Source organism: Negativibacillus massiliensis, assembly GCF_900148495.1.
GTDB lineage: Bacteria > Bacillota > Clostridia > Oscillospirales > Ruminococcaceae > Negativibacillus > Negativibacillus massiliensis.
This window is the reverse complement of sequence record NZ_FTRU01000008.1, coordinates 1,244,485-1,268,270: the sequence shown is the minus strand read 5'-3', so window position 1 is coordinate 1,268,270 and position 23,786 is coordinate 1,244,485. Positions and strand designations below refer to the sequence as shown.

The following is a 23,786-nucleotide window of genomic DNA, read 5'->3' as shown; positions in this document are numbered from 1 at the left end:
ATTATTCCTCCTCGCTTAAAAATTTCTCATATTCTTCGGCAGAAAGCAGTTCTTCTTTGTCGGATACTTCGTTTACCTGAATCATCCATGCAGCATAAGCGTCCTGATTGATGTTTTCTGGATGATCGAGCAGTTCTTCATTGATTGCGCAGACAACACCGCTGACTGGGCTGTATACATCGGAAACTGCCTTAACAGACTCTACATCGCCGAAAGCAGAACCAACTTCCACTTCATCGCCTTCCTGAGGAAGGTTAACAAAAACGAGGTCACCAAGTTCTTTCTGTGCATAGTCGGTAAGACCGATGCGGAAGCTGCCATCGCCCATGTCCTGAACCCATTCGTGAGATTTAGCGTAAAGAATATTGGTTGGATTTGTCATAAGAAATTCCTCCTTAAAATCAATAAAGAATATAATTGGTGTATGAAATGATTTTATACTTTTGATTTAGCGTTTGTAAAACTGTACTTTAACTACCTCGGCAGGAACACGTTTTCCACGAATTTCGACCTCAACAGTGCTTCCAAGAGGAGCAGGCTCTTTTTCCACAATAGCCATTGCATAAGCACCACCGAGGAATGGACAATGGGTGCCAGATGTGGTGTGACCGATCTGTTTTTCTCCGACATAAACAGGGCAGTTCTCACGAGCAATGCCTCGACCAGTGATTTTCAGACCACAGCGTTTGATCGTTGGAGTTCCCATCTCTTCCATTGCTTTCTTGCCGATAAAGTCTTCTTTGTCCATCTTGACAAAGATACCAAGTCCGGTCTGTTTTGGAGTGATTTCGTCGTTCATCTCATGACCGTAAAGCGGCATTCCGGCTTCCAGACGAAGGGTATCTCTTGCACCCAGTCCGCATGGAATCAGTCCGTTTTCTTTGCCAGCTTCCAGTACAGTATTCCAGAGTGAAACGGCATCTTCACTTGAGCAGTACAACTCGAAACCATCTTCTCCGGTATATCCGGTGCGGGAAACCAAGCATTTGTGTCCTGCAACCATCATTTCCTGGGTGAAGGTGTAGTATTTTGCCGGGATTTCCTCTGCTTTGCAAAGTTTTGCGAGGATGGTTTCAGATTCAGGACCCTGAAGAGCGATCTGTGCAATCTGATCGGAAAGATCGTCAAATTTTACGTCACCGGAAAGGTGGGAGGTAATCCATGCCGCATCCTTTTCATGGTTGGCTGCATTGACAACCAAAAGGAAGCAATCTTTGCGAATACAGTAAACAATCAGGTCATCCACTACACCGCCATTGTCGTTGCACATTGGACTGTAACGAACCTGACCAGCTTCCATGTCGCGGAAATCGTTAGTCAACAGCATCTGGACGTTGTCGAGAGCATCCTTACCAGAAAGGACCAGTTCACCCATGTGGGAAACATCAAACATACCGGCATGCTGTCTGACTGCCATGTGTTCTGCAATAACTCCGGTTGGATACTGTACTGGAAGAAGGTAGCCTGCAAAAGGAACAATTTTTCCATTCAGTGCGACATGACAATCATATAAAGGGGTTTTGCGTTCCATAGTTTAAGATCACTCCTTTTAAAAGATAAAAAAGGGTATAAGAAAGCAGGGGCATAGGAAGTCTTTTTTAAGAAAGATCCAATCCCACGCCTCTGCTCATAAGACCCTGAAAGATTCCCGCAGACCGTTTCCTGGTCAGACATATCCGCGGTTGCATACTTGGTGCTGAAAACAGCTTTACAGAGTTTCGTCCAAAACCGATTCTTTTGCCAGAGAGTTTTTGCGTATTTTCCCCGTTGGCTCTGCAAAGCGGGTTTAGCACTGCTTTGCAGCATCTCTCGGTTTCTTCATCCGAACTGATTTACTTGTTACCTCGATTATAGGTCCCTCAGGAACATTTGTCAATGAAGTTATTTGTTTAACAAATACAAAAAATATAGACTTCACAGAAATAAATATATAATATATATAAATAGAAGCGGTAAGTTTTAAGAAAAAAAGACAAATCTGGACGAGGAAAAAAGTAAAATGAGGAGCGGGGTTTTGAAAAATTGGTAAGTAAGGACAAAGTGAGAGCGAAATGATGTGATGAATTGGTAACAAAAAAGAGTTGGGATTTCTTGCCATTAGAAATGGTTCTATGGTATAATAAGGCACATAGTGATGCAGGTAAATGCCAAGTATAGTGTATTTTTCGTATTGATAGTATGAGTGTGAAATTTAAGGAGATTACAGGTGCATAAGAAAGAGCAAAAAAGAAGTACTACAATTTTTAGTAGTATGTTGAGGATCATGTCACTGGTGTTGTTGCTGCAAATTTCGGTTGTCGCCTTTTTTGTATTTAAAGAAAACGGAATTGTCGATCAACTCAGGCAAAATGCAGGAAACATCATGCACGAAACCATTAGTCGACGCAAAGGTGTTTTAGAACATGAAATGCAGCTGTGGAAACAGGATGTACAGCAGCTTTCTTATGAAGTAAATGAGATTATTCAGGAACGGGTGGTTCAGCTCAATGCTTCCGGAGAGTCCTATTCAAGCACAGAAGAACGAAATAAAAAGGTTCTGTCGCGGCAAGTGCTCAAGGAACTGACAACACAGGTTTCCAATGGAATGTACAATGACAGAGTTAGTGGAATGTTCATTATCCTTGGAACATCTGATTCATTGGAAAAAGAAGATCAGGACCAGACACTGGCGGGAATTTCTATTGTTCGTTCTCCAGAAGGAGAGCTTCAGTTGGAGTGCGGACCGGAAATTATCATGGAAGATATACCTTTGGAAAAATCAGAAAACTGGAAGGAAAGGTGGACATTGCATGCCGGAGAGGATAATCGGTATTATTATGAACCGATACGTGCGGCAAACAATGACCCAATGAAGAGATCCTACAATCTGGGATACTGGTATTCTCCTTATGAGGAGGACACCGTTTTTTCTTATACTATTCCGCTGATTTCCAAAAACAATATGGTATACGGTATCGTTGGAATCAAAATAACAGAACAGCAAATCCGCGAGATTTTACCATACAGCGAGTTGGATGAAAAGGAAAGCGGAATTTATGTCCTGGCACAGCGCCGAATGGATAACCAGTCAGAGTTTTATAACATGGTAAAAAGCGAAAAACAGGAAGAAGGATTTCTTTCTGAAGAAAAACTTTTTTCCATTGAGAGCGTGGACGGAATTAATCAGATTTATTCCTTAACGCAAAACGGATCTCTCCAATTAGATCAGGAATGGTACTGTACCTACGAAAGCCTGGAACTTTATGAAGATGACAGTCCTTTCTCGAACGTTCAGTGGGTTATCATGGGATTTTTACCAAAAGAAAATCTGCTGGAATTTGTAAAGACCACACAGTATCTTTTGATGTCAGCTGTTTTGGGTGCAGTTATCATTGGAATATTGGGCAGTCTGGCAGCAATCAAGAGCACAACCAGACAAATTTCTGATCTTGCAGGAAGACTTTCGGTTGGTAATTACAACCAGCCAATCCGACTGGGAAGAACCCGAATCGAAGAGATTGATCGTCTGGCAGAAGCAATCGAGTACCTGAGCGATAATGTAGCGGAATCAGCTTCCCGCCTGCAGAAAATCATCTCGATTGCGGATATTGGAATTGCAGCGTTTGAATATGATACAAATAGTCACACGATTCATTTTATGGGAAGCATCAACGAGATTTTGAAGATGCCTCCGGAAGCCTGTCAGAGAATCCCCGCAGAAAAAATAAAAGAAGCGGTGGCTGAACGGTATACGATTGAATCACAGATGACGCAGGATGAATATAAAATTTATTCTTTAAGTCATAAACAGCTGGATTACTGGCTTTCTATGAAACTACTGGAAGAAAAAGACCGCATCATCGGTGTCTTCACAGATGTTACCAAAGAAATGAAAGAACGCCGCAAGCTGGAATATGAGCGAAATTACGATATTCTGACCACCCTGATGAACCGCAGAGCGTTTTCCGAAATTATGGAAGACAAACTCAAACATCCATCTGTGATGAAGGTTGCTGCTTTGCTGATGCTGGATTTGGATAACCTCAAATTTATCAACGACAGCTATGGCCACGACTGGGGTGACACCTATTTGAAAAATATGGCAGAATCACTCAAAAGAATCAAATGGGAAAAGAAGATCACAGCCAGATTGTCCGGCGATGAATTTATCGTTTTGCTGTATGGCGCGGATACTCAGGACGAGCTCAGAAAAGAGTTCGATCAGTTGTACATTGACATGAATACCTTTAAGATGGAACTGCCGGATGGAGAACGTGTCAACGTCCGTGCTTCCGGTGGTGTGGCATGGTATCCAATCGATAGTACGGAATATAGTACGCTGATGCGTTATGCTGATTTTGCCATGTATCAGGTAAAAAATACGTCAAAAGGAAAATACCTGGAATTTAACAGGGAGCAGTATGAGAGGGATTCCTATCTGTTGGAAGGCGGAAAAGAATTGAACCGCTTCCTGGAAGAACGAAAGGTAGAATATCATTTCCAGCCGATTGTCAATGCAAAAGATGGTTCTGTATTTGGCTACGAGGCATTTATCCGACCAAAGACAGAGATGCTCAAAACACCAAAGGAATTGCTTTCGGTTGCAAGGGTTCAGTCTAAACTCTACCAGATTGAAAAGATGACCTGGTTTGAGGTTATGCAGAGCTATGAAGAGAGCAGAGAAACGATTGGAGATGTCAAGATCTTTGTAAACTCCATTCCAAGTCAGGTGCTTTCGGATCGGGATAAATACCAGTTTGAACAGCGATATGGCCATCTGATTTCCAACATGGTTATCGAGACAACCTACCGGGTAGAAGAAGATATTCAAAACAGCTTAAAAGGAAGCAGCTGGCTGCAAAGATACCATGTACAAACCGCTCTGGATGGATTTGGCAGCAGCTATAACAATGAAAAGCTGCTTCTGAGCCTCTCTCCGGATTATATCAAGATTGACCGTGAGCTGATTCGTAATATCGACTTGGATACCAACCGTCAGATGATTGTTGGAAATGTCATTACCTATGCAAAGAAAAACAACATCAAAGTTGTGGCAGAAGGAATTGAGACCCGCGAAGAATTGCAGATGGCAATCTGTCTTGGTGCAGATTATCTGCAGGGATACTATCTTGGAATTCCAAGCAAAACGCCGACAAAACTTGCATTGTCGGTTTCCGAGATGATTCAGGATGTAAACTGCGGCAAGACAACAGAATGAAAGGAACGTGTATCACTTTGAAGTTAAATACCCTGGGAGTTGCCCATAAGATCATTGAAGAAAAGGTAAAAAAAGGTGATTTCTGTATTGATGCTACCGCTGGCAGAGGACACGACACTGCTTTCCTGGCAGAATTGGTCGGGGAAGAGGGCCGCGTGATTGCCTTTGATATCCAACAGGATGCGGTCGACTCTACCCGAGCACTGCTGCAGGAAAAAGGATATCAGGACAGAGTAGAGGTCTTTTTGGACAGCCACAGCAACATGGATCAGTATGCAGAAGAAAATACCGTTGACTGTATTACCTTTAATTTTGGTTATCTTCCGGGCGGGAACCATAATATCTTTACAACCCCAGCAACCAGCATCCCTGCAATCGAAAAGGGTCTCAAGCTGCTTAAACAGGGCGGATTGATGAGCCTATGTGTTTACTATGGCGGTGACAGTGGTTTTGAGGAAAAAGATGCGCTGATGGAGTATTTTAGGACGATTGACAGTAAACAGTACACTGTCCTAATTACAGAATTTGCAAATCGTCCAAACAATCCGCCGATTCCAGTATTTATCTTAAAACAAATTTAAAAAAGGAGGGATATTCCCTCCTTTTTTGCTGTAAAAATCAAATAATATTTTTGACGATTTTTATTTTAAAAATATATAAAATGGTTAGACTATATAAAAAATAACTAAGAATATAAAAATAAATCACTATTTTCAATTTGTTTTTTTGGAAGAAACGAGCTATTCTAAGGAATGCAAAGTAAAGATGTTTCGAAAGAAACCAGGAGCTAGAAAGGCAGGAGTTATCCATGAAAACAAAAACAATTGCAGCTCGCACAAAATGTATTGTGGCAGCGCTGATCTTGTCCATGAGCATTGGTGTGATGCCAGTGTATGCAGTACAGCCAGTTCAGGAGACAAATGTTGCAGTTGAGCAGAGCCAGGATTCTGTAGAAGAAAAGGCCGCTGCATATTTTGCAAACTTCCCAGAAGATAAGCATGTTGTGTCCGCAGCAGACTTTCTGAAAATGGTAGAGAACAAGGAAAATATCTGCGTACTGGATATCCGTTCCGCAGAAGATTATGCAGCAGGACACATTCAGGGTGCAATCAATGTACCATATGGTGTGGATATTGCAGAAGCACTGGATAAAATCCCAGATGATGTAGAAGTATTGGTATACTGCTACAGCGGACAGACCGCTTCCCAGACCGTTGCACTGTTAAACCTTGCAGGAAAAAATGCCTATAATGTAAGCGGTGGATTCACCGGAATTTCAAAAGAAGAAGCTGCTGCAGGACTGACAGTAAAGGAAGCAGCTGATTTTGGAGAAAAAACTTACCCTGTCGATGCACAGATTAAAAAAGCAATTCAGGAATACTATGAAGCTGCTGCTGAAAACGGTAAATTTAACCTCAGTGCAGAACAGGTAAAACAGGCAATTGCGGATGATGAAATTTACCTTGTCGATCTTCGTTCGGAAAATGACTACCTGAAATCTCATATTGCAGGAGCAACCAGAAATATCCCATTTGGAAAAGGAATGGAAAAAGTACTGGCAAAACTTCCAACTGACAAGCCAATTGTTTTCCAGTGTTACAGCGGACAGACTGCTTCTCAGACCGTTGCGATTGCAAGAATGATGGGATTTGAGGCATACAATCTCTCTGGCGGTATGGGAGCAAAGGATGGTTCCGGTTGGCTTGGCGCAGGATATGCCGTTGTAAAATATACAACACAGCAATTCCTTAATGAAAAGGTAGACCGTTATTTTGCAAATCTGCCGGAAAATAAAAATCAGGTTTCTGCAGCTGATTTCCTGAATGCAGTAGCAGAAGGGGAAGATGCAGTTGTTCTCGACATCCGTTCTGCAGAAGACTATGCGGCAGGACATGTAAAGGGTGCAATCAATGTACCATACGGTGTTGATGTTGCAGAAGCGTTGGAGAAAATTCCAAATGACCGCACCGTCTATGTATACTGCTACAGCGGACAGACTGCTTCTCAGACAGTATTCCTGCTGCATCTGGCTGGAAAACAGGCAATCAATGTAAGCGGTGGATTTGACAAAGGTATTTCCGGTGAGGAAGCTGCAAAAGAGCTGATGACCACAGAAGCAGCTGCTTTTGGTGAAGAAACCTATGCTGTAGACGCTGATATTCAGACTGCAGTAGAAAACTACTATAAAGCAGTGGCAGCAGAAAAAGATTATGCAAAGAACAATATCAGTCCAAAACAGTTAAAAGAGCTGATGGATGCAGGTTCTGAAGATATCTGTATTGTTGACCTGCGTTCTGCAGAAGACTATGCAGCAGGACACATTGAAGGTGCTATTAACCTCCCATATGGCAAAGGAATGGAAGAAAACTTTGACATCCTTCCAACAGATAAAACTCTTATCCTTCAGTGCTACAGCGGACAGACCGCTTCCCAGACCACAGCTGCACTGCGCGTAAAAGGTTACCGTGCATATAATCTTTCCGGCGGTATGGGTGCAGAAGGCGGTTCCGGCTGGCTTGGTGCAGGATATACTCTGGTAAAATAAAAACGTGATTTTTGCTTGTTTTGAAAAGGTTTGTCAGCTGTTTTATGCTGGCAGACCTTTCAGGAAATGCCAAAGTCAAGTATTTTAATTTTATAAAAATTAAAAATATCCTCTTGACAAAAAGAGGAAGAACCGATATACTAATCACAAAGTGAAGACAGTACCCATATTAAAAGGGAGTAGTTCGAGACATATTCGCAACAATCTCGTTGATTTTGCTTTTCAAAATCTTCTGCGATATGTGCCAAACAATTTGATTGGTAACAAGACTTTTCATGTGGTTTCCGTACATACTTGTATTGGAACCTGCTTGAAAAGTCTTTTTTTTATGCAATCAAATTTGCCGAGCTTGTCTTCAAGCGACCAAACGTCGTTTTGATTGAAGGAGGAATTAAAAAATGGAACAGATGTTTCGCCGTACAGCCCAGCAGGTGCTGGAACAGTTTGGCGTAACCAAGGACGGTTTGACACAGGCACAGGTTGAAAAACAGCGTCAGACCTATGGAGAAAACGCCCTGGCAGAAGAAAAGAAAAAAAGTCCGATTGTTGTATTCTTGGAGCAGTTTAAAGACCTTCTGGTTATTATTCTGATCATTGCAGCAATCATTTCGGCAATCTCCGGCAATGGGGAGAGCACCATCGTTATCGTGGCAGTTATTACCCTGAATGCAATTCTGGGTACCGTACAGCATTTTAAAGCAGAAAAATCTCTGGAAAGCCTGAAAGCACTTTCTTCTCCAAGCGCAAAGGTAATGCGTGACGGAAGAAAAATCGAAGTTCCATCCAAAGAAATTGTTCCGGGCGATATTTTGATGCTGGAAGCCGGCGACCTGGTCGTTGCAGATGGACGTATCATCGAAAACTATTCGCTGCAGGTAAATGAAAGCTCTCTGACCGGTGAGTCGGAAGGCGTCGACAAAATCAGTGATGTAATCGATGCAGAAAACGTAGCGCTGGGCGACCAGAAAAACATGGTATTCTCCGGTTCTCTGGTTACCTATGGACGTGCAAGCGTTGTTGTAACTGCAACCGGTATGAAAACCGAGATCGGTAAGATCGCAACCCTGATGAACCAGACGCAGCAGAAGAAGACCCCGCTTCAGGAAAGCATGGATAACTTCAGCCAGAAGCTGGCAATCGCAATTATCGGTATCTGTATCGTTGTATTCGGCTTGAGCCTGTACCGCCAGATGCCAATTCTGGATTCTCTGATGTTCGCGGTTGCTTTGGCAGTTGCAGCAATTCCAGAAGCGCTCAGTTCGATTGTTACCATCGTTCTGGCAATGGGTACCCAGAAGATGGCAAGAGAAAACGCAATTATCAAGGAACTTAACGCAGTAGAAAGCTTGGGCTCTGTATCGGTTATCTGTTCGGATAAAACTGGTACTCTGACTCAGAACAAGATGACCACCAAGCAGGTTTATGCTGATTTTAATCTGTTTGACGGTGAAAAACTCGATTTTGCAAATCAGGCACATCGCTGGCTGTTAAAGACAGCAGTTCTTGCAAATGACTCCACTTCGGTAGATGGTAAGGAGATCGGTGACCCAACTGAGGTTGCACTGATCAATCTGGCTCATAACTTCTGGGTAGAAGAAACAACCTACCGCGCACAGCATCCTCGTCTTGCAGAGATTGCATTTGACTCGGATCGTAAGCTGATGAGTACCATGCACAAACTGGATGGTGTTTACACCCTTTGCACCAAAGGTGCGATGGACGTTCTGCTTTCCCGCAGCGTCAGCATCATGACAGCAGATGGTCCTCGCCCAATCACAGAAGAAGATAAAGCAAAGATCTCGGAAACCAACACCCATCTTTCCGAAAATGGTCTGCGTGTCCTTGCATTTGCAATGAAGGAATACAAAGACGCAAAAGAATGTCCACAGCTTACACTGGAAGATGAAAACGGCTATACCTTTGTTGGTCTGATTTCGATGATCGACCCACCTCGTGAAGAATCCAAAAAGGCTGTTGCTGATGCAAAGCGCGGCGGTATCCGTACCGTTATGATTACCGGTGACCACAAAGTGACCGCGACCGCAATTGCAAAACAGATTGGTATCTTTGAAGACGGCGACATTGCATTAAGTGGTGTTGAACTCGACAAGATGAGCGACGAAGAACTGGGCGAGAAACTGGAACATGTTTCGGTTTATGCCCGTGTATCTCCAGAGCATAAGATCCGCATTGTAGACGCATGGCAGAAGAAAGGCAAGATCGTTTCGATGACCGGTGACGGTGTCAACGACGCTCCTGCACTGAAAAAAGCAAATATCGGTGTTGCAATGGGTATCACAGGTACGGAAGTTTCTAAAGATGCTGCTGCAATGATCCTGACAGACGATAACTTTGCAACCATCGTTAAGGCTGTAACCAATGGACGTAATGTATATGCAAACATCAAGAATGCGATCAAGTTCCTGCTTTCTGGTAACATGTCCGCAATCCTGAGCGTTCTCTACACCTCTCTGTTTGCACTGCCAATCCCATTCCAGCCGGTACACCTGCTGTTCATTAACCTCTTGACCGACTCCCTGCCGGCAATTGCAATCGGTATGGAACCACCTCGTGAAGACCTGCTCAATCAGAAACCAAGAAATCCAAAAGAGTCCATCATGAGCAAAGACTTCATGCTGACTCTGCTGGTACAGGGCGCAATCATCGGCGTCTTTGTTATGGCTGCATACCACATTGGCCTTTCTGCTGGCGGCGCTGCTCTGGCAAGCACCATGGCATTTGCTACCCTGACTCTGGCAAGATTGTTCCATGGATTTAACTGCCGTGCAGATGCTTCCATCTTCAAGCTCGGTCTTAGTTCCAATAAATATTCGATTCTGGCATTTATCGCAGGTCTGGTACTGCTCAATGCAGTCCTGTTTATCCCTGCATTCCATGGCCTGTTCATGGTAGCGGATCTGACTATTGGCAATATTGGCACGATCTATCTGCTTGCCTTCATGCCAACCGTTATTATCCAGCTGTACAAAGTAATCAAAGAGAAAAGAAAATAATTTTAAAACAATGATTTTCTGATCGGAAAAAAGCGGAGTATCCTCTTTAAAAAGGATACTCCGCTTCTCTTTTGGGAATACTATGTCTGGAGGTGATTTTGTGGCTTATCAAAGTTCGCAGTTTTTTGCAATGAGCAACAATCCTGATCTGAAAGCCGTAAAAGCGCAGCTTGGTTCCTTGTACGGAATCAATTCGATGGAGATTGACCCTCAGACACAGAGTGTTCTGGTAGTATATGACAGCAGTTATCTTCCTTTTGAACAGTTAAATCAGGGGATGGCAGGACTAGGTTACCGTTCGGAACGCTTATAGGACAAAATAAAAAAGAGGGGAAATACCCCTCTTTTTGTTTTACGGTTTATTTTAAAGAAGAAAAGATTTCTTCCAGCAGGGAAACACAAACAGCCAATCCTTCCCGATTCTGGTCATGAACAGGGCTGTATTCCACAAAGTCAGCCGAGCAGACACGAGGGTCAGAGAAAAGCGTTTTTAATGTGGTATGTGTTTGAGCAATACTTGGTCCATCCGGAATCGGCAATCCGGTTGCGGTAAACTCAGCAGCATCCATAAAGTCAACATCAAAGCTCAAGTGGATATGTGAGGTTTTTACAGCATCCAGAAGTTCCTGACAGCAGGCTTCAATTCCTTTCTGGCGGATTTCTTCCATGCGGATGGCGCGGATATTGTATTTCTTTAAAATTTCTTCCTCTCCAGGATCAATACTGCGGGAACCGATGTAGAAAAGATTTTCCGGCAGCAGGAAAGGAATAGGGGAATCCATGGTTTCAAACAAACGTTTGTCGCCTAATCCCAGACAGGCTGCTAAAGGCATTCCATGGATGTTGTGTGACTCAGAGGTTTCATCGGTATTGATATCGGTGTGTGCATCAATCCAGATGACGCTCAGATCTTTAGCAGAAATGGTGCGGGCAGTGCCGGCAATGGAACCAATTCCCAGTGCATGGTCGCCGCCGATTACCAGTGGAAAGCAATGGCTGCGGTGTCCGGCATCAACAGCATCTGCAAGCTGTTTGCAGCAGTCGGTGACTTCATGCAGATATTTCATGGTTGGATGTACAAATTTATCCTCTGGTTTTGACAGAGTTGGAATGATGGAAATTTGTTTTACGCTGTGACCGTGCTTTTCAGCAAGTGCAGGAAGATTCTGACGGGAAAATTCTCTTGGAGCCAGATGGGTTCCTGGATTATCACAGCCATACCAAAGTGGTGTATGAATGATTTTTATATTCATGGGAAAGGCCTTCTTTCTGTTATCTTAAAAAACTGCATCTTATTTTATCATAAAACATCGAAAAGGAAAAGGCTAAAACAAAAAAGTATCCAGCAAATTTACAAATATGATACGAAAGGAAATTTGTATTGGTATTGTTAAAGAGTATGCAGCCCATAATAAAAGCAGTCCAAGATGGAGGAGGTTTTTTATGGAACAAAGCAGAAACATGCAGTGGAAAATTGTGGGACTTTTTTGTATTTTATTAGGGGTTGCAAGCCTTTTGATGGTGCGCCTTTATTCTTTGAGCATGGATGGAGGATTAAAGCAGGCAGCCCAGATGCAAAGTGTCTATACGCTGGATATCACAACAACGAGGGGAAGAATCTATGATCGGAGTTTAAACCCATTGACCGATACAGAAAAGCATAATCTCATCGCAGTGCTACCGACAGATGAGGCAGCACAGGCATGTGCAGGACAGATTGAAGGAGAACAGCGAAGACAGGCTTTGGACGCTCTCACTCAGGGAAATCCCTTTGTGCTGGATTTGGAAGACGGAGATAAAGTATATGCACAGGATATCGAAAACTTTACTACCACAGCAAGGCTTCCGCATGACCAGCAAAAGCAGCTTGCAGTCCATCTGCTGGGTTATTTAAATGGCGATGGGGAAGGAGTAAGCGGAATTGAACAGGCATACGATGAGGAACTGAGTGCAGCAGGAGAAGAGGTGCGGGTACGATGTACAGTCAATGCTCTGGGAGAGGCAGTGGATGGTTCTCCGATTGAGGTGCAGGGATCAGCACGTCTTCCGCAGGAGGGTGTGGTGCTCACCCTGGACCAGAGAATGCAGAGTATCGTTGAAGAGGTGGGGGAAGAAGAGATTGACCAAGGTGCAATCGTGGTGATGGATGTGTCTTCTGGAGAGATTCGTGCCAGTGCAAGTTTTCCGCAATATGATCCATATCATCTGGAAGAGGCGTTGGAAGATGCAAAAAAGCCACTGCTTAACAGGGCACTGCTGCCATACTGTGTTGGTTCCAGCTTTAAACTTACCGTAGCGGCGGCAGCACTCGAAGAGGGAATCTCTCCGGAATTTTCAGTGGACTGTGTTGGAGGAACAACGGTTGCGGGGAGAATTTTTTACTGTCATTATCGTGCAGGACACCGTCAAACCAATTTGAAAAGAGCCATTGAACAGTCCTGCAACCCGTATTTTATTAAGCTGGGACAAAAAACAGGGGGTGACTCGATTTTAAGTATGGCAAAGGCAATTGGATTTGGAAGGGAAACACAGTTGGCTCCCGGAATTGTATCGCAGGAAGGAACACTCCCAACAGAAAGTGACCTGGACAATCTGCACGAACTTGCAAACTTTTCCTTTGGACAGGGAAAACTGACTGCAACACCTATCCAGGTGGCGTCGATGGTAAGCGCGGTAGCAAATGGCGGAATGGCAGTGACACCAAAGCTTGTATTGGGAAGTACACAGGATGGAAAGACGATTGAGGAAAAAGAACAGCCAGCTCCAGTTCGTATTTTTTCGGAACAGACTGCTTCCATTCTTCGTCAGGATATGATCGGGGTCGTGGAGGAAGGAAGTGCCACAATGGCAAAGCCACAGCAGGGCGGAGCTGGAGGAAAAACAGCATCTGCCCAGACTGGGATGTATGATGAAAATGGAGAAGAAATTGTACACGCATGGTTTGCCGGATTTTTCCCGGCACAAAACCCGAAATATGCCGCAGTAATTTTAATTGAGGGCGGAGAATATGGCGGTATGGTGGCGTCTCCTTTGTTTAAAGAAATTGTAGATCGCTATGGTCCGATTGAATAATATAGAATAATGAAAGAAAAAAGGATGCCGATTTGTTTTATCAAAAGAAACAGCAGAAAAAGGAAAACTTTTTGTAAGAATTTTTTTATTCCAGAATTTTCTGTTTTCCTATTTTACAAACTGTGCTATAATAAAAATGGAAACCGTTGATCTAACCTTTGGTGACAAAGGTTGTGGGATTAAGAAAGGAGAAGGATGCCAATGGCTATATCAGTATCCCAGGGAGATGTAATTAAGGTGGTCTCCTTTAATCTCAGACGGGATTTCGGTCCACAGCGCAAAAACCGCTGGGAAAGCCGAAAAGAACTGGCAGCCCGCATGATTGCAGAATCCGATGCTGCCATTATCGGTGTACAGGAGTTTTTGCCTAAAATGCGTCAGGACCTGAAAACACTTTTGGACGGATACAGTATTTTTGGAAAGGGACGTTTGAGCGGAAAAGATCCAGGAAATGATGAACACTCCGACATCATTATCAAAAACAATGATGTGGAAGTGGCAAGCTGTACGACATTCTGGCTCTCCAAGCATCCAGATGTTCCAAGCCGAGCTTATTTTGCGGTTTATCCAAGAATCTGCACCGTTGCCGAGGTGAAGATCAAAAAGAGTGGAAGACGCCTGCGGGTATTCAACACCCATTTTGACCATGTAAGCCCGTTTGCGAGAACCTTTGGCGCAAAGATGATTTTGGAGCAGATACACCGCTTTAATCAGACCGACCCTCTTCCGACCATCGTGATGGGAGACTTTAATGCAAAGCCAAACAGTAAAGCAGTAAGAACAATGAGAGAAAATCTTCATGGATATCAGAATGTAAAACTTCAGGATATCTATGGTTTTCTTGATCAGCTGATTGGCAATACTTATCACGGATTTACCGGAAAGATCAAGCAAAAATTTAAGCCAATCGATTATATTTTTGTTTCGGATGATTTTGAAGTGGTAAAGGCATCAGTGGAAACAACCAGCTATGATGGAATGTATCCATCCGACCATTATCCGGTCAGTGCCGTTCTGCGCTTAAAACCACAAACAGCCGAAAAATAAAAATGAAGCCCAGCTCACATTTGAGCTGGGCTTTTTGCTGTATAAAATAGCTATTCCTGTCCATGGTGATGGCCATTGTGGTGATCGTTGTTCTGGCCCATTCCCTGCTGATTTTGCTGTTGACCAGAAGATACATCCGTTTCACCATCAATCAGCTGCTGAATCTCGTACATACTCATGTGACGAACTTCCTCAATCGTGATTTCGGGATGAGTTTGCTGTAATTGCAGGTAGGCGCGGTACTTTCCAAAGGAGAGATTAGCCTCTTCAGCTGCCTTTACCAATTCACTGTCTGCCTGGTGGCAGGAAACATTCTGGTGCATGCAGCCGGAAACACCCTGTGTGATCTCTTCATACTTTTGCTGGTTAGGCGAAAGCACAGTGACCGAAACATCAGTATCATTCGTCAGATATTTCGCCATTTCATCGCTTTCCATCATCTGACTGATCGCATCCGTATAAGTGTGGTTCATTAGATCAAGCGAGGACAGGACCTGTTCTGCCTGAGGCCCGTAAGCGGTGGTTTGGATCACACGGTTATAGGCATTGAGTTTTAGCTCAATGGAAGGATTGATGTCAATACTGATTGCAGAAATGGGGGTAAAATAGGACGCCAGACCAATCATACTCACAATAAGCAGGGAGCAGACAACGGGAATCGGACGGAAAAGGAAGTTTTTCCTCTTGGTATTCTGGTATGCCCGACGATTGACAGCAGCCATGGTGTCGTGCTTTAAACGTTCGTCAGCATGGATTTGGTCGAAAGCATGTTGGATACGGTTACTCAAAATCGTCACCTCCCAGCGTTTTTTTCAGCAGAGCTTTTGCCCGTGACAGCAAAGTGTAGATTGTGTTTACTTTTTTGTGAAGGATACCGGCGATTTCCACTGCGGAATATCCTTCATAATAGTAAAGATAGACGACATCCTTGTATTGTACAGGCAGCGAGAGAACCGCTTCCAGAACATCCCGATCTGGAATGGACAGCTCGGAAAGCTGTTCCGAGACAGCATCCAGTGAGACTGTTTTGCTTCTAAAAAAGCTTCTGATCAGATCATGACAGGCGTTGATTGTGACTCGGATCAGCCATGCTTTTTCATGTTCTTGATTTTCAAAAACAGGGGAAGCGGTCATATATTTTAAGAACACTGTTTGAAAAATATCTTCGGTATCAGCGTGATTTTTTAAGTGCAGCATGCAGATTTTTTTAATCATGTCAGCATAAAGTTCGATTGCACGATTTACCTGCTGCTCGCTGAGCATAAAAATCACGTCTCCTTAAAAAATTGGCTTATTTTGCCTGATGACAGCCATGTCCATTCATGTTGTTATGGCAGCCGCGTCTGCCCATACCGTTCTGCTTAGCTGTTGTATTGGCAGAAGCACGATGATCACAGATACCATCCCCGTTTTCATCAACAAAGCCAATACCTCAGTTGGTTCCATGGTTGTCACAGATGCCATCACCGTTATTGTCAACAAAGTTAGAACATTTCTGAGAGGTACGATGATCGCAGATACCATCCCCATTTTCATCAACAAAGCCAATACTGCAGTTGGTTTCATGGTTGTCACAGATACCGTCACCATTTGTGTCCACAAAATTGATGCGGTTGCATCCTTTCATGCAGGAAGAAGGTGCAGCAATCGCAGAAATGCCGCCAAAGGTTACAAGAGCAGCGGATAACATAACAGCAAAAATCATTTTTTTCATAAAGAATACCTCCAGTTTTGTTTGTAAATTGAATCCTTTCAACCTCAATACGAATGAAGATGAGGAATCCTTTCATGAAAAATAAAAATATTATTTTATTTTTTTTAGCATAATGCAGCGCAGTTTTCCGCCATATTTTTCTTTTTCCATCATACACTCCAGACCAGCGGACTGCAAAGCTTTCAGGCTGGGGGTGTTTCTGGGAGATACCGTGGAGCAGACATACTTTGTTTTTCCATCCTGTGCAAATCGTTCTACTCCAAGCTGACACATCCGGCTGTGCATCTTGTATCCGCGAAAATCCGGATCTGCCATGGCAATTTCCAGATGACCGACAAAAGGCAGCTCTTCTTTAGGAAGGCCAAGGTCAATGCCAAGATTTTCCTCATCAGAGGGATACAAGCATCCCAACAGGTAAGCAAAGCGGTCTGGATGACTGTCCGGCATTACTGCAAAAGTAAAGCCATGAGAAAGAAGAAAACGCCATTCCTTTTCGGAAAGAGGAACAAAAGTATCTTTATCCTGCACACAGGAACACAGATATTCCTGAAACGATAAAATTTGTGGCAGTTCGGATTCTTCCAGCAGGACAATCTGGCAGGGAAGAGAAGTATCTGCCTTTGTAAAGGTAAGTGGGTAAAGTGGCTTCATGTTATGTTAGCTCCTTTCCAGAATGGTGTTTTCCTCATATACGTTTTCTGGGTCATAAGGTGGAGAGAGCAGAATTGCAATCAACATTGCAACAATTCCTCCGGCAATCTTGGAGAGAATAAAAGCAAGAACCGCATTGCTTTCCACAGAAGAAACAAAAGCAAGCTGACCACCAAATACAAATCCTGAGGTGACAGCAGAAGCAGCGTTCATCAACTGTCCGCGTTTATCCATCTTACCAAAGACAGAAAGCATAGATACAGAGTTGATAAGGTTTAATAACAGTCCAATGATCGCAAATTCGTTGACATGGATTTTGCGAGCAAGGGAAAGAATCTGGTGCATAAAATATTTTAAGATAAGATTGGACAGAATGAATGAACCGCATACGATAACCGAGATTTTAAAGACGATGGTCAAAACCTCTCCAATCAGAGAGGGGTCAACAAGGGTGAAGCGGTCTGATGCAAGAAAAACCTGAAGGACAATCAGGACGAACAAAAAGATCGCCAACAGATTGATGCCTTTTCCAACGCGCTGAAATACACGAATTGCCTTCTCACCGCCATAAAAGATACACAGACCCAGTAAAGCACAGATTAACAGTACAGGAAGAAGACTTTTTAATAGTGCAGTCAGAGCCATGCCAGAAAGCAGGCTTCCGATAATCAGGACAACCGGAATAGCAATGATGCCGTACACCATTCCGGTCATCAGATTCTTGGAATCTTTGGAGGGAATACTTCCCAAAGCAATTGGAAGAGAAAAAGAGATGGTAGTTCCCAGAGTAGCGGAAAGCAGAACACCAGAAAAGATTTTTTGTGTGTAATCGGTGCAGAGGGTATCTGCAATAGAATAAGCACCCATATCAGTAGCAAGGACACTACTGACCAGAATGGTTGGGTCCAGTGGAAGGCTGACTCCTTGCAGTACAGTGGAGAGCAGTCGTCCCAACATAACAGAAAAACAGTAAACACCGGACATGGTGACAGCAAGAGATCCCATCATGGTCATGCCGCGGTCAAATTCTTCAGCAAGTCCAAATCGACCCCCGATCATTTTATCAGCAAGGCCGATTAAGGCACAAAGTAATAAAACAGCAATTGGAAAATTCATAATCTTCACTCCTGTATGATTTGTATAGAAAATATGCTTTTATTTTAGCATAATCTCTAAAAAATACAAGAGTTTTTTATAATTATATGAAAATGAATAGAAAGGCAGTAAAATTAAAAAGTGGTTTTGTGTATTCTATAAAGAAGGGAAAGTTTTCGTATTAAAAAGAGCCTCCATGATCCAGTAAATTTCCGTCAAGGTCATAGAAATACCAGCTTATGGGAGAAGAGTTTCCATCAGAGATAGGGTCATTTCCACCGCTTCCATAATATTCATACCCCAGCTCCTTTCCATAAAAGAGCGGTCCCTTGTCTTCGTAATAGGATACACTTTCATCCAGAAAGGAGTGTACCCGCGCAATCATTGGAATCTCGTATTTTACAACGGCGTGTTCGGGAGTAAAAGCAAACGCTTCCAGAAGAGCTAAAAATGTTCCGGCAAGGAGAGAAAACAAAATTAACAGAATCCTCAAGAAGAAAATCAGAGTTTTTCCAGCGGCATGGACGCGATGTTCCCATGCTGTCAAAAGTGAAAACAAAAGCCAAAGCAGAGAAAGAAAACTTCCTCCCCGCAGAATCAACTGCGGAATTGTGCGTAGGGAAAGGGAGAAGAAACAAGAACAAATCCATGTTCCCAGCCAACAAAATGCAAACAATAAAACAAAATAAAACGGCACCCGTATTCGTTTGCCAAAAGATAGGTTCAATTACCTTACCACCTTTTAAAAATTAGATTGAAAAACAGCATCAGCAGATTTTCTGCTGATGCTGTTTATTTTTAACAGTATGTTCCTGCTGCAAAACCGGTAGAAAAAGCAATTTGCAGGTTAAAACCGCCGGTATATCCGTCCACATCCAAAACTTCACCGGCAAAATAAAGTCCGGATGCAAGTTTTGACTCCATAGTTTTTGGATTGATCTGCGATACATCAACACCGCCTGAGGTGACAATTGCTTCCTCAATTGGTCGGAAAGCAGTCGGTGTCAGCGGCATTGCCTTGATAATGTCCACCAGAGCGGTTCTTTGTGCTTTGGTAATCTGGTTGATTTTGGTATCGAATGGAATTCCGCTCAAAGATGCAATAATTTGAATGCTCTTTTTCGGAAGCAGAAGTCCCAGTGAATTGATGAAGTCTTTGTTGATAAACTGCTCAAAGTCGCGCAGGATGCGGGCATCCAGCTGCTGATGGCTCAGAGCAGGTTTCCAGTCAATATAAAGTTTGTAATGTTCCAGTGAGCCGTTTTTGTCCGGCTGCATATGGCAGCTGGCACTTAACACCAGAGGACCGGATACGCCAAAATGGGTAAACAGCATTTCGCCAAGCTCGGAGAAAACTTCTTTACCAGAGCGGGTATCCACAACCTTTAAAACGACATTTTTCAGCGAAAGTCCCATCATATCCCGACAGATTTTTTCTTTGCAGACAAGCGGGATCAGCGATGGACGAAGTGGAGTAACTTTGTGTCCTGCCTGACGAGCCAGTCGGTATCCGTCACCGGTGGAGCCAGTTGCAGGGTAGCTCTTTCCGCCGGTCGCAACGATAACTGATGAAGCATGGATGGTCTGACCGTCCTCGGTAATCACTCCGCAGACAGACAGTTTTCCCTCTGAATTGGTGTCCAGAATCAGCTCCTTGACGCAGGCTCTCGTGATGCGGCAGCCGGATTGCTGTGCCTTATTTACCAGTGCATCGACAATATCAGCAGAACGGTCAGAAACCGGAAAGACGCGTTCTCCGCGTTCTACCTTTAGAGCAACACCGCAATCTTCAAAAAATCCCATCACTTCATAAGGATTGAGAGCATTGAGGGAGCTGTACAGAAAGCGTTTGTTGCTCAGAACGTTGAGCATAAAATCTTCAACAGTACAACAGTTGGTGACGTTGCACCGACCTTTTCCGGTGATGAGGAGCTTTCTGCCGGGACGCTCCATCTTTTCCAGAATCAAAACCTGCTTGCCTCGTCCGGCTGCCTGAATGCCAGCCATCAGGCCGGCAGCTCCTGCACCGATAATCAGGGTATCATATTGTTTATCAGACATGGAAAGATTCATCCTCCGTTTTTTCGTAGACGTTGTATTCATCCCAGATGCGTTCCAGCTGTGCATAGGTTTGGCTGATTTCGTCCTGTTTTTCCAGTCCGACTGCAACCACCAGAGCATTGAGCACACTCAGTGGAGCTACCAGGGAATCGACAAACGATGCCATGTCGCTGCGAGCAAGCAGACTGATATTGGCAACCGATGCCAGAGGGGAAGCAGCACAGTCGGTGATTGCAATGACATCCGCACCTTTATTGCGGGCATATTTGGCGGCTTTCAGGGTGCGCTGAGAATAGCGTGGGAAGCTGATTGGAATCAGGACATCATCGGAAGAAATGCGGAACAGCTGTTCAAACATTTCACTGGTGCTGGTTGTGTTGATCAGATGGACATTATCAAAGATATGAGTAAAGTAAAACTGCAAAAATCCTGCCAGCGAAGCAGCACTGCGCACACCGATGATATAGATGCGGCGGGAATGAATGATTTTCTGAACTGCTTCATCAAAATTTTTGGTATCCAGTTCTTCCATGGTGTGTTTGATGCGTTCCATATCCATCGACAGAACCTTTGCAACAACGTTGTTTCTGCCAATCTGATCGTTGGTGATCTCCATTCTCTGCACAGAGGTCAGACGATTGCGGATGATTTCCTGCAATCCCTTTTGCAGCTGAGGATAACCGTCACAACCGACTTCGGAGGCAAAACGGACCACGGTCGATTCGCTGACTCCAACGGTAGATCCCAATTTGGAAGCAGTCATGAAAGCAGCTTTTTCATAATGTTCAAGGATATAGTGAGCGATTCGTTTCTGAGCTTTGGAAAACTCAGGTAATCTGGCTTCAATTTGGTTTAGGAAATCTAGATTCATCACAGCAGTCTCCTTGTGATTTTTATTCCTCCTGTCCTTTGACAGACAGGGCAAGATACAAAATGCAATATTCGATGCAAAATAAAGTCAGGATACTTTCTAATTCTTATTTTAGCCGTAATTCCTGCAAAAATCAAGGAAAAACGCAGGATTTTTGCGGATTTCCTGCAAAAATAATTCAAAAAATGAAATTTTTCTGGCAGAAAAAGGAGTTTGACAGAAAATTTTGGTCGGTTTAAGTTGACAAAAGGGGAAAATTTTGCTAAACTAGGTTCGCTTATAAAAGAAGGGGTGCTGCACCAATTGCGGCTGAGAGAAAGATGTATGGATCTTTTAACCCTAAACCTGATCCGGGTAATGCCGGCGGAGGGATCTGTCATAGGATTTGCTTTCTGTCGTCCATGTATCCGGGGCGGCATTTTTTATTTTGAGAGGAGCAAATATTATGACCCAATCTTTTCGAACAAAGCGCCTGACTGAAAGCGCACTGATGATCGCCCTGTCTACCATCCTGTCCTTTATCGTACTGTTCCGACTGCCGTTTGGCGGCTCGATCACCCCATGCTGTATGCTGCCGGTGATTTTGATTGCTTACCGCTACGGAACCAAGTGGGGATTGTGCACCTGCTTTGCGTTCAGCCTGATTCAGGGAATTCAGGGTATTGCAGAAGGAACCTTTACTGCAGCTGCACTGGGTGTGGAAAACGGTGTATTTAATGGCGGTTTCTTCTCGGGAAGCCCGCTGCTTGCATCGTTTGGTATTTTCCTGCTGGATTATGTAGTAGCTTTCACAGTTCTGGGATTCGGCGGCATCTTCCGCAATAAGATTAAAAATAAACCCATTTCATTAGTTTGTGGTATTTTGGTAGCTGGCCTGTTCCGTTATATTGCACACGTTATTTCGGGTGCGATCTTCTTTGGTATCTGGGGCGAATGGTTCTTTACACAGGACGGATTCTATGCATGGGGACAGACTCTGGTTGACATGTTCCCTGGTAAAGCGCTGTATGTGCTTTATTCGTTGATCTATAACCTGTTCTTCCTGGTTCCAGAAATAGGATTGACCGTAGTGGTTGCTTTCTTTATTACAAAGGCAGCACCAAAACTTTTGGAGAAAAAAGATATTCAGTAATAAAAAAACCTCCGTGTTTTAAAAACGGAGGTTTTTTTAAACAGTTTTTCCCAGAATATAAAGATTGATAATTAATTTATCTGTCCTTTTTCGCGCTTTTCCAAATTGGAAAGCAGGGTTTCCCGGTAGCGGCGAGCAGCATCCTCGGTTTTGTTTTGACCGAAATGATAATATACTGTTCCCTGCAAAATATCCGGCAAATATTGCTGACGGACATAATGGTCAGGATAGTCGTGAGGGTATTTGTAAAACTGACCTTTGTTTTCTACTTCAGCACCATCAAAATGCTTATTTTGCAGGCAACGAGGGAAATCGCCGATTTTTCCGGCACGGACATCCGCAATGGCCTGATTGATCGCCATATAGGAGGAATTGGATTTCGGTGCGGTAGCCATGGTGACAACCGCCTGAGCAAGCGGAATACGCGCTTCAGGAAGTCCCAGCTGCAATGCACTGTCCACACAGGCTTTGACGATAACGGCACACATTGGATATGCCATGCCGACATCCTCACTTGCAATCACGAGCAGACGGCGGCAGGGCGAGATGAGGTCTCCTGCTTCCAGCAGGCGTGCAAGATAATGCAGTGCTGCATTTTCATCCGAGCCCCGGATAGATTTTTGCAGGGCGGAAAGAAGATCGTAGTGGACATCATCGCTTTTGTCATAGCGCAAGGCAGCCCGCTGGGAGATGCTTCGCAGTTGCTCTGCAGTGATGGATTTAACACCGTCTGTTACCGGTGCAGATAAAAAGGCTACTTCCAGTGTATTGATGGATTTGCGGACATCACCGCCGCAGGAAAGAGCAATGCTGCGCAGAACATGGTCTTCAACAGTAAGGGAGAATCCCTGTTCCTGAGCTTGAGATTCCAAAATCTTTACACCGCGGACAAGAGCCTTTTCGATTTCTTCCGGAGTGACCGGCTTAAATTCAAAGACGGTGCTTCGTGAAATGATAGCGTTATAAATATAAAAATATGGATTTTCTGTGGTGGAAGCAATCAGGGTAATCTGTCCGTTTTCCAGAAATTCCAGAAGGGTTTGCTGCTGCTTTTTGTTGAGATACTGGATCTCATCCAGATACAAAACAACACCGTTCATCCCTTCAAAGGTATCCAGAGAAGAGATGATTTCCTTAAAGTCAGCGGTGCTGGCGGTGGTGCCGTTGAGCTTATACAGCTTTTTGCCAGCCTGCTTTGCAATGATGCGGGCGACGGTAGTTTTGCCGGTTCCAGGCGGACCGTAAAAAATCAGATTGGTTGCATGACCGGATTGAGCAATGCGGTATAGAATTCCATTTTTGGAAAGAATATGGCTTTGTCCAACCACTTCATCGATGGTCTGCGGGCGCATCTGGTCCGCAAGTGGTGCATTCATGATGACAGTCC

General features: G+C 43.9%; 20 protein-coding genes and 2 riboswitches. Of the genes, 8 read left to right on the top strand and 12 right to left on the bottom strand.

The features are described from left to right. Window position 1: 1 nt before the first annotated feature. Entirely contained in the window at window positions 2-382 is a 381-nt protein-coding gene (gene gcvH / locus BQ5375_RS11890) for a glycine cleavage system protein GcvH (protein WP_022133533.1), read from the bottom strand. 66 nt (window positions 383-448) lie between these two features. Beyond that, window positions 449-1,531: a glycine cleavage system aminomethyltransferase GcvT gene (gene gcvT / locus BQ5375_RS11885; RefSeq protein WP_022133532.1), complete on the bottom strand. Its 1,083-nt coding sequence runs from the start codon at window positions 1,529-1,531 to the stop codon at window positions 449-451. Window positions 1,532-1,719: 188 nt separating this feature from the next. Further along, window positions 1,720-1,822: riboswitch (glycine riboswitch) on the bottom strand. Window positions 1,823-2,263: 441 nt separating this feature from the next. Here gcvT and BQ5375_RS11880 point away from each other — a divergent pair. From BQ5375_RS11880 to BQ5375_RS11860, 5 genes are all read left to right on the top strand, one after another. Beyond that, on the top strand, window positions 2,264-5,197 hold the full coding sequence (locus BQ5375_RS11880) for a bifunctional diguanylate cyclase/phosphodiesterase (protein WP_076917973.1): 2,934 nt from the start codon (window positions 2,264-2,266) through the stop codon (window positions 5,195-5,197). 17 nt (window positions 5,198-5,214) lie between these two features. Then, window positions 5,215-5,778 (top strand): tRNA 5-(aminomethyl)-2-thiouridylate-methyltransferase MnmM, encoded by a 564-nt coding sequence (locus BQ5375_RS11875; protein WP_076918174.1) that lies wholly within the window; start codon window positions 5,215-5,217, stop codon window positions 5,776-5,778. A gap of 227 nt (window positions 5,779-6,005) precedes the next feature. Next, window positions 6,006-7,742, top strand: a complete 1,737-nt coding sequence (locus tag BQ5375_RS11870; protein ID WP_022133529.1) for a rhodanese-like domain-containing protein — start codon at window positions 6,006-6,008, stop codon at window positions 7,740-7,742. A gap of 398 nt (window positions 7,743-8,140) precedes the next feature. Continuing rightward, on the top strand, window positions 8,141-10,756 hold the full coding sequence (locus tag BQ5375_RS11865) for a cation-translocating P-type ATPase (protein ID WP_022133528.1): 2,616 nt from the start codon (window positions 8,141-8,143) through the stop codon (window positions 10,754-10,756). A 100-nt stretch (window positions 10,757-10,856) separates the two neighbouring features. Beyond that, window positions 10,857-11,069, top strand: a complete 213-nt coding sequence (locus BQ5375_RS11860) for a heavy-metal-associated domain-containing protein (RefSeq protein WP_022133527.1) — start codon at window positions 10,857-10,859, stop codon at window positions 11,067-11,069. A 46-nt stretch (window positions 11,070-11,115) separates the two neighbouring features. Here BQ5375_RS11860 and BQ5375_RS11855 read toward each other — a convergent pair whose 3' ends face one another. Then, window positions 11,116-12,009: an arginase gene (locus BQ5375_RS11855; RefSeq protein ID WP_022133526.1), complete on the bottom strand. Its 894-nt coding sequence runs from the start codon at window positions 12,007-12,009 to the stop codon at window positions 11,116-11,118. A 190-nt stretch (window positions 12,010-12,199) separates the two neighbouring features. On the opposite strand from BQ5375_RS11855, the gene BQ5375_RS11850 reads away from it, so the two are divergent. Both BQ5375_RS11850 and BQ5375_RS11845 read left to right on the top strand, forming a co-directional pair. Further along, window positions 12,200-13,828, top strand: coding sequence for a peptidoglycan D,D-transpeptidase FtsI family protein (locus tag BQ5375_RS11850; protein ID WP_159438039.1), 1,629 nt, complete (start codon window positions 12,200-12,202; stop codon window positions 13,826-13,828). A gap of 201 nt (window positions 13,829-14,029) precedes the next feature. Next, a complete protein-coding gene (locus BQ5375_RS11845; protein WP_076917972.1) occupies window positions 14,030-14,875 on the top strand; it encodes an endonuclease/exonuclease/phosphatase family protein in 846 nt (281 codons plus the stop codon). A gap of 50 nt (window positions 14,876-14,925) precedes the next feature. Here the strand turns inward: BQ5375_RS11845 and BQ5375_RS11840 are convergent, their stop codons facing one another. The 8 genes from BQ5375_RS11840 to BQ5375_RS11800 all read right to left on the bottom strand — a co-directional run bounded on the left by BQ5375_RS11840 (window position 14,926) and on the right by BQ5375_RS11800 (window position 21,267). Continuing rightward, on the bottom strand, window positions 14,926-15,663 hold the full coding sequence (locus BQ5375_RS11840) for an anti-sigma-I factor RsgI family protein (protein ID WP_022132580.1): 738 nt from the start codon (window positions 15,661-15,663) through the stop codon (window positions 14,926-14,928). After that, on the bottom strand, window positions 15,656-16,138 hold the full coding sequence (locus BQ5375_RS11835) for an RNA polymerase sigma factor (protein WP_022132581.1): 483 nt from the start codon (window positions 16,136-16,138) through the stop codon (window positions 15,656-15,658). Before BQ5375_RS11835 ends, BQ5375_RS11840 begins: the two co-directional genes overlap by 8 nt. Window positions 16,139-16,307: 169 nt before the next feature. Further along, window positions 16,308-16,589 carry a hypothetical protein gene (locus BQ5375_RS11830; protein ID WP_022132582.1) on the bottom strand — a complete coding sequence of 94 codons (282 nt, stop codon included), beginning with the start codon at window positions 16,587-16,589 and terminating at the stop codon, window positions 16,308-16,310. 90 nt (window positions 16,590-16,679) lie between these two features. Further along, the gene (locus BQ5375_RS11825) at window positions 16,680-17,240 is read right to left on the bottom strand and encodes a hypothetical protein (RefSeq protein WP_022132583.1); all 561 of its coding nucleotides are present in this window, start codon (window positions 17,238-17,240) and stop codon (window positions 16,680-16,682) included. 6 nt (window positions 17,241-17,246) lie between these two features. Beyond that, entirely contained in the window at window positions 17,247-18,356 is a 1,110-nt protein-coding gene (locus tag BQ5375_RS11820) for an ethanolamine utilization protein EutH (protein WP_022132584.1), read from the bottom strand. A gap of 160 nt (window positions 18,357-18,516) precedes the next feature. Beyond that, on the bottom strand, window positions 18,517-19,062 hold the full coding sequence (locus BQ5375_RS14255; protein WP_143529485.1) for a hypothetical protein: 546 nt from the start codon (window positions 19,060-19,062) through the stop codon (window positions 18,517-18,519). 71 nt (window positions 19,063-19,133) lie between these two features. After that, entirely contained in the window at window positions 19,134-20,396 is a 1,263-nt protein-coding gene (locus BQ5375_RS11805; RefSeq protein ID WP_022132586.1) for a BaiN/RdsA family NAD(P)/FAD-dependent oxidoreductase, read from the bottom strand. Beyond that, window positions 20,389-21,267, bottom strand: a complete 879-nt coding sequence (locus BQ5375_RS11800) for a MurR/RpiR family transcriptional regulator (RefSeq protein ID WP_022132587.1) — start codon at window positions 21,265-21,267, stop codon at window positions 20,389-20,391. Before BQ5375_RS11800 ends, BQ5375_RS11805 begins: the two co-directional genes overlap by 8 nt. Before the next feature lie 277 nt (window positions 21,268-21,544). Continuing rightward, window positions 21,545-21,656, top strand: a riboswitch (TPP riboswitch). A gap of 56 nt (window positions 21,657-21,712) precedes the next feature. Between BQ5375_RS11800 and BQ5375_RS11795 the strand changes: the two genes are divergently transcribed. Next, window positions 21,713-22,399, top strand: a complete 687-nt coding sequence (locus tag BQ5375_RS11795; protein WP_022132588.1) for an energy-coupled thiamine transporter ThiT — start codon at window positions 21,713-21,715, stop codon at window positions 22,397-22,399. Between the two features lie 71 nt (window positions 22,400-22,470). On the opposite strand, the gene BQ5375_RS11790 is transcribed toward BQ5375_RS11795, so the two are convergent. Next, window positions 22,471-23,775, bottom strand: coding sequence for a replication-associated recombination protein A (locus tag BQ5375_RS11790; protein ID WP_022132589.1), 1,305 nt, complete (start codon window positions 23,773-23,775; stop codon window positions 22,471-22,473). Window positions 23,776-23,786: the final 11 nt, after the last annotated feature.